The sequence below is a fragment of the Deinococcus sp. genome, assembly GCF_030523985.1.
Lineage (GTDB): Bacteria > Deinococcota > Deinococci > Deinococcales > Deinococcaceae > Deinococcus.
Genome location: NZ_JAUNHK010000002.1, coordinates 13,637 through 26,092, shown reverse-complemented (window position 1 = coordinate 26,092; position 12,456 = coordinate 13,637). Strand labels below are relative to the sequence as shown.

General features: G+C 67.0%; 11 protein-coding genes and 1 pseudogene. 4 read left to right on the top strand and 8 right to left on the bottom strand.

The window, feature by feature from the left end; all coding sequences use genetic code 11:
- The 5 genes from Q4C89_RS15100 to Q4C89_RS00640 form a co-directional block, all read right to left on the bottom strand.
- Positions 1 to 121: FAD-dependent oxidoreductase (locus Q4C89_RS15100; RefSeq protein WP_368493193.1), on the bottom strand; the 121-nt coding region annotated here is incomplete at its 3' end.
- A gap of 142 nt (positions 122 to 263) precedes the next feature.
- Complete coding sequence (gene hemH / locus Q4C89_RS00655) at positions 264 to 1,217, bottom strand: ferrochelatase (protein ID WP_303100679.1); 954 nt, start codon at positions 1,215 to 1,217, stop codon at positions 264 to 266.
- Positions 1,218 to 1,299: 82 nt separating this feature from the next.
- The gene (gene ilvD / locus Q4C89_RS00650) at positions 1,300 to 3,123 is read right to left on the bottom strand and encodes a dihydroxy-acid dehydratase (RefSeq protein ID WP_303100678.1); all 1,824 of its coding nucleotides are present in this window, start codon (positions 3,121 to 3,123) and stop codon (positions 1,300 to 1,302) included.
- Positions 3,124 to 3,255: 132 nt separating this feature from the next.
- Entirely contained in the window at positions 3,256 to 4,431 is a 1,176-nt protein-coding gene (gene hemE / locus Q4C89_RS00645) for a uroporphyrinogen decarboxylase (protein ID WP_303100677.1), read from the bottom strand.
- Between the two features lie 65 nt (positions 4,432 to 4,496).
- Positions 4,497 to 4,691 carry a hypothetical protein gene (locus tag Q4C89_RS00640; protein WP_303100676.1) on the bottom strand — a complete coding sequence of 65 codons (195 nt, stop codon included), beginning with the start codon at positions 4,689 to 4,691 and terminating at the stop codon, positions 4,497 to 4,499.
- A 315-nt stretch (positions 4,692 to 5,006) separates the two neighbouring features.
- On the opposite strand from Q4C89_RS00640, the gene Q4C89_RS00635 reads away from it, so the two are divergent.
- Both Q4C89_RS00635 and Q4C89_RS00630 read left to right on the top strand, forming a co-directional pair.
- Positions 5,007 to 5,744 (top strand): hypothetical protein, encoded by a 738-nt coding sequence (locus Q4C89_RS00635; RefSeq protein WP_303100675.1) that lies wholly within the window; start codon positions 5,007 to 5,009, stop codon positions 5,742 to 5,744.
- Between the two features lie 68 nt (positions 5,745 to 5,812).
- Positions 5,813 to 6,547: a hypothetical protein gene (locus Q4C89_RS00630; protein WP_303100674.1), complete on the top strand. Its 735-nt coding sequence runs from the start codon at positions 5,813 to 5,815 to the stop codon at positions 6,545 to 6,547.
- A gap of 65 nt (positions 6,548 to 6,612) precedes the next feature.
- On the opposite strand, the gene Q4C89_RS00625 is transcribed toward Q4C89_RS00630, so the two are convergent.
- The 3 genes from Q4C89_RS00625 to Q4C89_RS00615 all read right to left on the bottom strand — a co-directional run bounded on the left by Q4C89_RS00625 (position 6,613) and on the right by Q4C89_RS00615 (position 8,301).
- Positions 6,613 to 7,416 (bottom strand): hypothetical protein, encoded by an 804-nt coding sequence (locus Q4C89_RS00625; RefSeq protein WP_303100673.1) that lies wholly within the window; start codon positions 7,414 to 7,416, stop codon positions 6,613 to 6,615.
- Between the two features lie 67 nt (positions 7,417 to 7,483).
- The gene (locus tag Q4C89_RS00620) at positions 7,484 to 7,918 is read right to left on the bottom strand and encodes an inorganic pyrophosphatase (protein ID WP_303100672.1); all 435 of its coding nucleotides are present in this window, start codon (positions 7,916 to 7,918) and stop codon (positions 7,484 to 7,486) included.
- Positions 7,915 to 8,301, bottom strand: coding sequence for a hypothetical protein (locus Q4C89_RS00615; RefSeq protein WP_303100671.1), 387 nt, complete (start codon positions 8,299 to 8,301; stop codon positions 7,915 to 7,917). Before Q4C89_RS00615 ends, Q4C89_RS00620 begins: the two co-directional genes overlap by 4 nt.
- A gap of 51 nt (positions 8,302 to 8,352) precedes the next feature.
- Between Q4C89_RS00615 and Q4C89_RS00610 the strand changes: the two genes are divergently transcribed.
- Both Q4C89_RS00610 and Q4C89_RS00605 read left to right on the top strand, forming a co-directional pair.
- The gene (locus tag Q4C89_RS00610) at positions 8,353 to 8,529 is read left to right on the top strand and encodes a hypothetical protein (RefSeq protein ID WP_303100670.1); all 177 of its coding nucleotides are present in this window, start codon (positions 8,353 to 8,355) and stop codon (positions 8,527 to 8,529) included.
- A gap of 143 nt (positions 8,530 to 8,672) precedes the next feature.
- A pseudogene (locus Q4C89_RS00605) lies at positions 8,673 to 12,456 on the top strand (translocation/assembly module TamB); the annotation flags it as partial.

The following is a 12,456-nucleotide window of genomic DNA, read 5'->3' as shown; positions in this document are numbered from 1 at the left end:
CCTTGCCGCCGAAGTAGTCGCCCGCTTCCAGCAGGACATACGGCACGCCGCGCTGTTGGAGTTCCCAAGCGGCGGCGAGGCCCGTCATGCCCGCGCCGACGATGATGATGGGGGGAGTCACCCCTCACCCCGTTGCTTCGCAACGCCCCTCTCCCGCGGGGGGAGAGGGGTAAAAGCTGTTGACCCTCGCCCCTCGCGGGAGAGGGCCTTGCCGCAGGCAAGGGGTGAGGGGGCCACCAGCAGACTCAAAATGCCACCCCACCTCACGCCAACTCCGCCGCCTTGCGCTCAATCACACTCGCCAGAGTCCCAATGAACAGCGGGTCGGTGTTCAGCGCGGGCGGACGCACCAGCTTCATGTTCAATTCCTGCGCGACTTCCTGCGCGGCGATGTCGATGTCGAACAGGATTTCCACGTGGTCGGACACGAAGCCTACAGGCACGCTGACGACCTTTTTCACGCCTTTTTCGGCCAGGGCGTGCAGGTGCTCGTCGAGCTGCGGCCCCAGCCAGGGTTCGGGGCTGCGGCCCGCCGACTGGTAACTCCAGGACCACTGATCGTCGCGCAGGCCCGCGTGCCCGGCGACCAGGGCGGCACTTTCGAGCAGTTGCCTGGAGTAGGGGTCGCCTTCCTTCTCGATACGAACGGGCAGCGAGTGGGCCGAGAGAACCACATGCACGTCGTCGCGCTCGCCTTCGGGAAACTCCTGAATGCCCATACGCACGCGCTCGGCCAGTGCGGTGATATAGCCCGGCTCGGTGTGGTACTCGTTGATGAACGCGAAGTCGATGTGCCCGTGGTTCATCTTCAGGGCGTTCTTGATTTTCTTCTGGTACTTTTCCACGCTGAGGCTGGAGTAGTGCGGGGCCAGCACGATGGCGATGGCCTGCTCAATGCCGTCGTCCAGCATGTCGCGCACGGCGTCTTCAATCCAGGGATTCCAGTGGCGCATGCCGATGTACGCCTTCAGCGGGCGGCCCGTCGCTTCCAGGGCTTTCATGGTGGCGTCCACCTGCGCCTGCGTAAACTCGGGCAGCGGCGATTTGCCCCCGATCTGGCGGTAGTTGTTGGTGATTTCGTCCAGAATGGCGGCGGAAGTCACGCGGCCTGCGCGGATGTCGGCCAGATAACCGGGCATCTCGTCCAGGTTTTCCGGTCCGCCGTAGGCCATGAAGAGGATGCCGAGGGGCTTTTGTTCAGTTTGTGGGGTGGTCATGGGTACTCCTTGAGGTGCAGAAGGCAGATAGCAGATGGCAGAAGGCAAAAAGCCATTTGCTGGCTGCTATCCGCCACCTGCATCAGATATCCCGCACGGCTCCCCGCGCCGCACTTGTCGTCATGGACGCGTAGGCACGCAGCGCGGCGGTGATTTTGCGGGGGCGCTCTTCAGCGGGTTTCCAGCCGTGTTCGTCCTGTTTCTGACGGCGGGCAGCGAGTTCGGCGTCCGGCACGGCGAGGTGAATGGTGCGGTTAGGGATGTCAATTTCAATCGTGTCGCCCGTCTGGACGAGGCCAATCGTGCCGCCTTCCGCCGCTTCGGGTGAGACGTGACCGATACTCAGGCCCGAGGAGCCGCCTGAGAAACGCCCGTCAGTGACCAGCGCGCAGGCTTTGCCGAGGCCCTTGGATTTCAGGTAGCTCGTCGGGTACAGCATTTCCTGCATGCCGGGGCCGCCGCGTGGGCCTTCGTAGCGAATCAGGACAACCTCGCCTTCCACCACTTCGCCGCCCAGAATGCCGTCTACAGCAGCGTCTTGCGACTCGTAGACGCGGGCGGTGCCCGTGAATTTCAGGATGCTCTCGTCCACGCCAGCGGTCTTGACCACGCAGCCGTCTTCCGCGAGGTTGCCGTACAGCACGGCGAGACCACCGTCAGGCGAGAAAGCGTGTTCGGCGTTGCGAATCACGCCGCTTTCGCGGTCTTTATCCAGTTCACGGTAGCGGCGCGACTGGCTGAACGCAAAAACGGTAGGAATTCCGCCCGGTGCGGCGCGGAAAAATTCCTCGTGTTCATCTGTCCGCATCACGTCCCAGGCGTTCAGTGCGTCCCCCATGGTCGGGGCGTGGACGGTGTTCACATCGGTATGCAGCAGCCCGGCGCGGTCAAGTTCGCCCAGAATGGACATGATGCCGCCCGCCCGGTGTACGTCTTCCATGTGAACATCGGCCTTGGCAGGGGCCACCTTGCACAGCACGGGCACGCGGCGCGAGAGGCGGTCAATGTCCGCCATCGTGAAGTCCACGCCCGCCTCGTGGGCTGCCGCGAGCAAGTGCAGCACGGTGTTGGTGGAACCGCCCATCGCAATGTCCAGCGTCATCGCGTTCTCGAAAGCGTCGAAGGTGGCGATGGAGCGCGGCAGCACGCTCTCGTCGTCGCCCTCGTAGTACCTCTCGGCGAGATCAACGATCAGGTGTCCGGCCCGCTTGAACAGGTTCTGACGGTCGGAGTGGGTCGCCAGCGTAGAACCGTTGCCCGGCAGCGAAAGCCCCAGCGCCTCGGTCAGGCAGTTCATGGAGTTGGCGGTGAACATGCCCGAGCAACTGCCGCAGGTGGGGCAGGCCGAGCGCTCCACCAGGTCGAGGTCTTCCTGACTCACGTTGTCGTCGGCGGCCATCACCATCGCGTCCACGAGGTCGAGCGCGTGTTCGCCGTCCTTCAGGCGCACCTTGCCCGCTTCCATCGGCCCGCCCGAGACGAAGACGGTGGGAATGTTCAGGCGCAGGGCCGCCATCAGCATGCCGGGCGTGATTTTGTCGCAGTTGGAGATGCACACCATCGCGTCGGCGCAGTGGGCGTTGACCATGTATTCCACGCTGTCGGCGATGATCTCGCGGCTGGGCAGCGAGTACAGCATTCCGTCATGGCCCATCGCAATCCCGTCGTCCACGGCAATGGTGTTGAATTCCTTGGCGACGCCGCCCGCCGCTGCAATTTCGCCCGCGACGAGTTGGCCGAGGTCTTTGAGGTGAACATGGCCGGGCACGAACTGGGTAAACGAGTTCACGACGGCGATGATCGGCTTCTGGAAGTCGCCTTCCTGCATGCCGGTGGCGCGCCACAGGGCACGGGCACCCGCCATGTTGCGGCCTTCGGTGGTGGTTTTAGAGCGGTATCTGGGCATGGGGTATTGTCCTGTGTTTGGAGTTTGGGGCGGGAGAAGTGTCTAAAAGGTGGAGGGTTGATGGTTTCGGCCTTCGGCCTGATGGTTGATAGAGATAAGGTGCCTTTTCCATCAACTCTCGACCATCAACCATCAACTCGTCTTCTCATGCACGTACTCCGTTACCCGCATCACCGCGTCCATCGGCGTTTCGGGCAGCAGGCCGTGGCCCACGTTGAAGATGTGGCCGGGGCGTCCGTTCGCCTCGCCCAGAATGCGGTCGGTCTGGTGCTTCAGTTCGCGCCAGGGGGCTTGCAGCAGCAGCGGGTCGAGGTTGCCCTGGATGCTCTGGCTTTTTTGCACCAGCCCCCACGCCTTATCCAGCGGGGTGCGCCAGTCTGCGCCCATCACATCCGACCCCAGCGAGGCCATGTCGGGCATCAGGTGGGTCGCGCCCGTGCCGAAGTAGATGACGGGCACACCCAGCCCCTTCACACGCTCGATCAGGCGGCCCGTGGCGGGTTTGACGAAGGTCTGGTAGTCGTACACGCTCAGCGCCCCCACCCACGAGTCGAAAATCTGCACGGCACTCGCGCCCGCCCCCACCTGCTCGGTGAGGTAATCGGCCAGCAGCGCCTCGAATTTGCCCATCAGCCGTTCCCAGGCAGCGGGTTCGGAGTACATGAACCGCTTGGTTTTCTCGTAGTTGCGGCTGCCTTTGCCCTCAATCGCGTAGCTGGCGAGGGTAAACGGCGCACCCACGAAGCCGATGAGCGGAATGCCCCGCGAGTTCAGTTCGGGCACCAGGAGGCGGATGCTTTCGGCGGTGTAGGGCATCGTCTCGGCGGTGGCGGGCACGCCCAGCATGTCCACGTCTTTGGTGGTCGTAATCGGGTTGTGAATCACGGGGCCGACGCCGCCCACGAAATCCAGACTCAGGCCCATCGTCGGCAGCGGGGTCAGGATGTCGTTGAACAGAATCGCGGCGTCCAGCGGAAACGCCCCCAAGGGTTGCAGCGTAATCTCGGCGGCGAGGTCAGGCGTGCGGATGCAGTCCAACATGCTGCGGCCCGCACGCAGGGCGCGGTATTCGGGCATGTAGCGCCCCGCCTGCCGCATGAACCAGACGGGCGTATGGTCGGCCCTTTCGCCGCGTGCCGCTTTCAGGAAGGCCGAGTCGCGCACTTTGGGGTCAGTTTCGGGTTTTTGCACGCCAGGACGACCTGGGACACGACCGATAGAAGGGTCTTGGGCGGCAGGATGCGCCGCGTCGGGCCTGACCCCAGTCGGCTGATTTTCGGGGGCTTGTTCGGATTGAGGACGAGTCATCTTTCCCAGCTTACGCGGCGCTGGGGCGTGGAAAGTCCCGTACTGAACGGTCGGAAAGGATGAAGTCAGCCTTCTTTTCTGCGCCGCACGGCATTCAGGACCAGCCACCAAAGCGGCGTACTGAGGACCGCCATGCCGCTCAGGAACAGAAAGCTCAGCAGCATGTCGCCCAGGTGGTGCGCCACTTCCTCGTCCGTATCGAAGGAAGGCCCACTGTAAGCCGTCAGATACCACCAGACCAGCACAGGCAGGTAGAACATTGGACACAAAAAGCGCAGCGTTTCTGTCCGAGCGGAGCGAGTGAATTTCGACGAGCGGGGCGGAGAATGGAGCGGGTGGCGGTGCTGTTCCGGCGCCCGCGTAATTCGGAGAACTGCTCTAGACACAGGCAAAGACGTGCAGGGCATAGCCCAGTCGTCGCCGGGCGGCCAGCGAGAGCGTGCGCCGCAGACACCAGAAGGCCAGTCAGAGTATCCATGCGGAAATTCTGGTCGGATAGAGGGGCCGGAGCATCCGCCGAAAGTTGGCCCCGCTTTTCTCACACTCCGTCAGCTTGCGAGCGGCAGCATGGCTGTATGCGTCCACTTTTGCCCGCCTTTGCCCTAGCGCTCAGCACTTCGGGCCTTGCCGCCGACCTGCAACTCAGCCCCTACCCCAATCAGACTTTTGCTGGGCAAAATGTCAAAGTCACGCTGCTGATTGCCAACCCGAACCCGCAGCCCGCCATTTTCAACAGGGCGACTTGCCCCACAGTGGAAATCCGCCCGTCAGGAACGCAGAAAATACTGCCTCTTCCCAAAGTCCACTGTGCCGAAAGCCTGGACAATGTCACCATTCCAGCGCGGGGGCAAAGGCTCTACACGCTCACACTGCCTGTCGCCTTGCCCGCTGGGACGTATAAGGCAAAGCTCACGTTCAATGACTCGGTCAACGGGCATAAAGCCGCCCTGACTACCTTTTTCGGGGTCCAGAACATTCCCCAGGTCGTCCAGTGGCTTGACCTGAATCCCGTTTATCTCAGCGGCGAGGTCATCACGCTCAAGGTGGTCACGCGCAATGTTTCCGGCAAGACTTTTTCGCAGGACTTGCGGCTGTGCGGAACGGACTTTCTGATTCGGGACAGGCTGGGCCAAACGGTCTACGAGTCGCCAAAACCGCAAGTCTGCACGGGTGACCTGCGCCCCATCACGCTCAAGCCAGGGCAGCAGCACACCGAGGAATGGGGCAGGAAAATCAGGCTGCCTGCTGGCACCTACCAGGTCTTTCACTGGAACAATTTTGGCAGCGCAGTCGGCTCTTTTAAGGTGAAGTAACCCCCTCCCTCCGCCGGAAGCTGACCCCTTTTCACACTCCGTCAGCTTGCCAGCGGCAGCATGGGCCTATGCGCTCCCTCTGGCTTCTCCCGCTGCTTCTCGCCTCCACCGCCTCCGCAGAGGTCAGCCTGGAATTGCAGCAGCTTGATGTGCTGGCGACCCAGCAGGCCAAACTGCGCCTCATCGTCTACAGCCCCAACACCGTCACCCTGAACGGTTTTCGCGGCGACACGGTGCCCTGCCCCATCTTCAAGGTCTACGACAAGGCAGGTGGGCCGCCGCTGACCCAGCGGTATCTGGCCGCCGACTGCGACACGGGCGAGAAAGTGACCTTTCGGGCGGGCAAGTCCCGTGTGTTCAACGTCACCCTGCCCATGAAACTGAATCCTGGCGCGTACACCGCCATCCTGACGCTGCGTACCCAGCCGCCGCTCTATGCCACGGCGACGGTGAACGTGGGGCCGGGGCCGTTCGTGACCGAACTGGTCTTTTCCAAAGCCAAGGCCGGGCAACCGCTGCAAATGCAGGTCGCCTCGCGCAACATCTGGCGCAGTACGGTCGAGCGGGACATGCGGCTATGCGGCGCGGGCCTGCTGATTCGCAATGGCAACGGCAAGGTGGTCTACGACAACAAGCCCGAAGGCGGGGCTTGCACGTCGGATTATCGGCCTACGCTGGTCCCGTCGGGTGGCGTTCATCTGGAGCCATGGCGTGGCAAACTCCCCGCGCTGCCAGCGGGGAATTACACGGCGCTGATGTGGCAGGTGGGCGAGAGCGTGATGAAGTGGTTTACGGTGAAGTAGGGCAGGTCTGACCGAAAAGAAGGAAGCCAGGGCCGACGCTCTGGCTCCCTTTTCGGTACGGCGTTTTACTGCACCGTCACCTTCAACTCGGCCACTTCGCTGCGCTGGCCTGCGCCCCGGAACACGGCGCGGAGGGTGTACTCGCCTGCGGGGACGAGTTGCCCGGCAGCATCTTTGCCTTCCCAGCCGATGTTTTGCACTTCCTGGGTCTCGCCGGGGGTCACGTTGGTGTAGACCAGTTGCATGGTGCAGATGGTGTTTTTGGGCTCGGGCCGCACGATTTCGCCCGCCGCACTGACCACCTCGAACCGCACGTCGCAGGCCCCGTGTTCGAGGCGGATGGCGCTGCTGCCCAGGTTGGTCAGGGTGAAACTCCAGGTGTTCGCCTCGCCTGCCCGGACGCTGCTCGGGCCGCGCAACTCGGCGCGGTGGGGCTGGCTGAGCGGCTGCCCGTCGCTGGGCAGGCTGGAAGGGCCGGGGGTTACGGGAGCCTGACCAGCGGGCGTTTCGGTCACGGTGCCGGTGGCGCTGCCCTGGGCCGCCCCGCTGAGGGGCACGCCGCCAAAAGCCAGCACGCCCGTCGGCAGGCCCGCCGCCGCCACCTTGTCTATGGCCTGCTGCCGGGTCGCGTCGTCGGCCACGGTCAGGTTAAGGTAGCCGCGTTCGTCGAAGCCCACGCCGCGCAGTTCCACACCCTTGAGGGCGCCGAGCGCGTCAAGCATCTGGCGGAAGGTGTAGCCCGAGGGGTAGACCTTGGACGCCGGAGCCGTCGAAGTCTGCGAGGGGGCCGGAGCAGTGGTCACGTTCGCCTGAGCAGTCAGGTTCGTCTGTGCAGACGCGCCGCCCGCGAGCAGGGCCAGGGTGAGCATCAAATTTCTCATGTCCTTACCTTGCCCGCCACAGGCTGACGGGAGGTGAGGGCCGGGGGGACAGGCGTTAAGCGATGGGGCCGTCTGCCGCGCCCGGTTCACCCTGCCCCACTTCACTCAGCCACGCCTGGGCAGCGGCGGCGTCCAGCCACTTGGCCCCGCGTTCCGGTGGAAACCACGCCAGCAGCGCGGCGAGGTCGGCTTCCCGTGCCTCCCCAAAAACCACCTTGTGGTCGCCGTCCGCCAGCCACAGCAGGCCACTGGGACTCAGGCGCAACTGCTGACCGACGGGCAGTGGGTCGCCCAGCCACACCGCGTCCACCTCGGCAGCGTCGGCGGGGTTGAGCGTGCCGGGCAGGCAACCGTAGTTGACCGGGGCGGGCCAGGGTTCGGTGCGGTAGGGCACGACCTGCCCCTCTCGCCACACGAAGCGTTCGCGCTCGCCCGCCGTCCACTCCACTACGCCTGACCACACCCGCCCGGACCACACTGGAGCACTCACGGGTTGACCTCGTACAGTTCGACCTGCCGCAGCACCGTGCCGCCGAAACTCAGCACGGCGCGGTAAGCCCCTTTGCCTGTGACGGGCAGGCGCAGGGCAGCGCTGCGGGTCTGGGCGTCTAGATACACGCTGTCGGTGCCGAGTTCCTTTGCGCCGTCGAACCAGTGGGCGGTCAGGTAGCCGGGTTCCAGTCGCCCGTCCAGCGTGACCGCCAGCACCAGCGTGTCCCCTTCTCGCTTCAGGTCGGCCTGGGTGATGCGGATGGGCAGCGACACCTGCACGGGCGGCGGAATCAGCGGCACGAAATTGAAACGGCAACCGCTGAGCAGGGGCGCGAGCAGCAGCGCGGCGAGCAGCGGCGGTCTGAGGGCGGCGGCTTTCATGCAGGCCAGTATGCCGGGCGAAAGTGAGGCGCTGACTGTTATGCTGATGTCATGGCTTTTCGTCACTCTCCCCGGAGTAAGCGTGCGCGCACCGACTCCCCGGCCGTCTTGCTGTGGCTGCTCCTTGTCCTGTCCGTCGGCGCCCTGGGTGGCATCGCCGGGGCCAAGTACCTCTCGCGCCGCGACCGCCTGCAACCCGAAGACCCGGACGCCCCGCTTTTCATCTGACCGGGGAGGGGCTGCCCCACTTTTGCCGGGCAGGACACATGCTCATTTAGGCTGCCTACAATGCAGGGGTTGATGTCCGGCTTTGCCCCTGCCTTTTTGTCCGAGCGCCACGCGGCTTTTCCTGTATCTGACAGGGGGGCCGCGTGAACCGTGTCCGTACGCTGCGGCGGGCACGGCGCTGGCCCTGGCTGCTGCTGGGGGGCGGCCTGCTCCTCGGCACCCTGGCCTACACGCCGCTGCTGTTCGGCGGGGCACTCCTGCGTCACTACGGCGAACAAATCGGCCTGAGCGCCGAGCAGGTCAGCGGCCCCCTCTGGTCGCCCAAGCTGTCGCAAGCGGCGCTGGCCCAGCCTGGCATCAAGCTCAAAGCTGGCGAGGCCGCCGTGAACCTGGCGGGCGTGGACTGGGCGGCGCGGCGGCTGCGGGTCAATGTCAGCGTGACCGACGGGGACGTGGCGCTGCGGCTGAAAGACCTCATTGGGACGAACGGGGGCGGCGGGGGCGCGGGCGGCGGCTGGCAAGTGCTGGTCAACCGCGTGGAGGTCAAAAACACCCGCCTGACCGTGGACGGCAGCGGGGTCAACGTGCCCGACGCCCGCCTCGACCTGTCGCCCGGCCCCGACGGACGCGTGAATTTCAGCGGGCGCACCGCCGACGGCAAGCTCTGGGGCGACGTGCAGGTGACCGAGCAGGGCGGCGCGAACGTCTACGCCATCAATTTCGCCGCCGATGCCCGCATCCTGCGCCCCTACTGGGCGGGCGTGGAGGCCGGGAAGTTGCAGGGCCGCTACGTCCTTTTCCCGCATACCGTGCAGGGCGACGTGAAACTGACGGACGGGCTGCTGCGCGTGCCGGACGCCGAATTCGTGGAAGTGCGGCAGGTGTCGGGCCGCGCCGCGCACCGGGGCGACGACGTGACCCTGAACCTCGCGGGCCGCGCCTGGGACGGGCCGGTAGCCGCGCAGGGAGCCGCCGACCTCAGGGCCGAACACTGGACGGTCACGGTGGACGCCGACCCGACGGTGGCGGGGCTGGCCCGTTCGCTGGGAACCACCGGGCAGGGCGACCTGAAGCTGCGGGTCACGGCGGGCGGCTGGTCGACCGTGCGGGTCAAGGGATATGTCAAGGGGGGCGACGGGCCGGACGGAGCCATGCTGGGCGGCGTTCCGCTGCGGCGACTGCGGGCCGAGTACACCCTGCTCAACCGCGACGGGGCCACCACGCCCCAGACCAACGATGTGGCGTTTAGCGCCTACACCAAACTCGCCGGAGAGCAGCAACTGCGCGGGCAATGGGCCATCGGGCGAGCGGGCACGGTGGGCTGGAAGGGCGACCTCGCCGGAAAACCGCTGGACATAGCAGCGCGAATCGGGGCCGACAACGCCCTCACCCTGACCGGGCAAGCGCTCGGCGGGCCGATGAAAGGGCGCTACGCCATGCAGGGAGGCGACCTTCAGGCCATCCTCAACCCCGACTACGGCGCGGCGCGGGCGCGGGTGGCCCTCAGCGGGCGGCCCGAAGACCTCCGCGCCGACATCAGCGGGGGGCAGGTGGGGCCGCTGGAGGTGGCAGGCACGGCCCGGCTGACCCCGGCGGGCCTACGGGCCGACCTGAACACAGCCAACCCCGCCAACCGAGCAGGCCCAGCTGGGCGCGTCATCCTCGACCTCGACCCACAGTTCCGGGGCGAGTGGACGGCGCGGGGCGTGCAGGTTTCGGGCGTGGAGCTGAACGGCACGGGCACGCTGGACGCCCAGAACAGCACGCTGGCGGGCGATCTGACGGCCCAGGCTCCGGGGCTGGACGCGCCGCTGCGGGGCCGCCTGACGCTCAGCGGCAATCGGCAGACGGCCCGGTTCGCTTTCGGGCAGGGAAACGGGCCACAGACGCAGCGCCTGACCTGGGATGGCGGCAACGTCAGCGCGAGTCTTGACCGCCTGAGCGTGCTGGGCGGCGTGCGGGTCAGCGGCGACGTGCAGGCGACCCCGCCCGGCGCGGGGCAGGACTGGCGGGTCACTGGGCAACTGAGCGCCCAGGGCCAGGGCTACGACCTACGGGCCGACCTGCGCGGCAGCGTGGCGAGTCTGCGGGGCAGCGCCGGGGGTGTGACCGTGCTGGCCGAGAGCGACCTCAGCGCCCCCTACCGCACCACGGCGCGGCTGTCGGGCAGCGACATCGGCGGCGTGTTCAGCCTCGCGGCGGGCGAGAACCCTGGAGTCCGCTTTACCCTAAACACGCGGGGCGAAAGCGCCAGCGGCGTCCTCAGCGGGCAGAACCTCGATGCGACAGGCCGAATTGACCTCGCGGCGCTGCGTCCCTTGCTGCCCCAGGGCCAGCGCGACCTGAGCGGCACCCTCGACTTGAATCTGCGCGGGCTGGGCGGCACGGCGAAGCTGAACGGGCAACTGAGCGGCGTGGCCCTGCGCGGCCTCCTGACCCGGCGACCCGGCACCGCGCCCGGCGGAGAGGTGCAGGCCGACCTGCAAGCCGCGCTGCCGCTGAACGGTGAAGCCGTGACCGCCCGCCTGACCGGGCAGGTCTACCCCCGCGTGCAGGTAAGCGGCGCGGCCCGGTATCTGGGCCAGACCTTGCAGGCCGCCGTGCAGGGGCCATACGAACGGCTGACCGCCAGCCTGCGCGGGCGCACGGGCGAACTCTCGTTCGGTGGGGTGACACTGCCCGCCCAGACGCTCGACCTCAGCGGCACGCTGACCCCGGCGCTGCAAGTCGGCGGGCGCTGGGGCGACCTGCAAGCCGCCTACGACGGCGAAAGCGGGCTGCTGCGGCTCAGTGGTGCCCAGTCCCTCACCGCTTTCGGGCAGAGCGGGCGCGTTCAGGGCCGCGCCACCTGGGGGCCTCCCGTCGGCGGCGCGTCCTCGTCGTCTTTCCGGGGCGAGGTGCAGGCCAGCGGCACCCTCGACCAGTACACCCTGTCGCTCGGCGGTCCCTGGAACACCCTGAACGTACTGGTGCGCGGCCCCGAGGGGTTGCAGGCGCGTGGCACCGCCTCGCTGCCCGCTGGACGCTACGACCTGGACGTGAGCGGCCCCCTGGCGATTCCGGGGCAGGGCAACGTGCTGGTGGACGGCAACATCCAGGGCACCGGAGCGCACCCACGCGGCCTGCTCAGCGTGACCGACGCCCAGGGCGGCAGCGGGCGACTACGACTTGACGGCTTCGACGACCTCGACCTCGAACTGGGGGGGCTGACCCTCGCCGGGCAGCGCCTGACCGGGCAACTGCGGGCGCGGGGCGGGCAACTGACCGGGCAAGTTCGCGCCGGGACGCTTGACCTGCGGGCGGAAGGCGGGCGGGTGCGGGCCAGCGGTGCGGTGGCCGGGCAGCGGGTCGAACTGACGGGCCGCCTCCTTCTGCCTGCGACCCTCAGCGACCTGCGGCTGGTCTCGGACGGGCCCTATTTCACGGCGCGGGCCAGCGGTGGCCCCGACGACCTGCGCGGCACACTCACCCTGCGGCAGCAGCAATTCGGCAACGATGCGGCCCGTCTGGTGGTTCCGGCGCAGAGCATTCCCCTGCGGGCCTCGCTGACCGGAGCGCGGGCCGACCTGGGCGGCCTGATTTACCAGGGCGGGCGCTGGGCGGGCGGCCTGAACGCGGCCTATGCCCTCTGGACCGGCGACCTCAATCGGGCCGGGCAGGTGCGGCTGGCGGGCGACGGCGACGTGCTGGCGGCCCTTCCCAGTGGGCCACTGTCGGGGCGGGTGCAACTGCTTCCGGCGCTGGGGGGCCAGCTCTCCACCCCCCTTTCCCCGCTGCTGGCTGGCTTGCCCGCCGAGGTTCGCGCCGCCATTTCGCCGGGTGTGGTCACGGCGCAGTTCGGCGCGACCCAGGGCCGCGTGCGCCTGGGCGGGACGCGCTACCAGGGCCAGCCGCTCGATTTCACGGCCCAGGCCGACTGGCGAAATG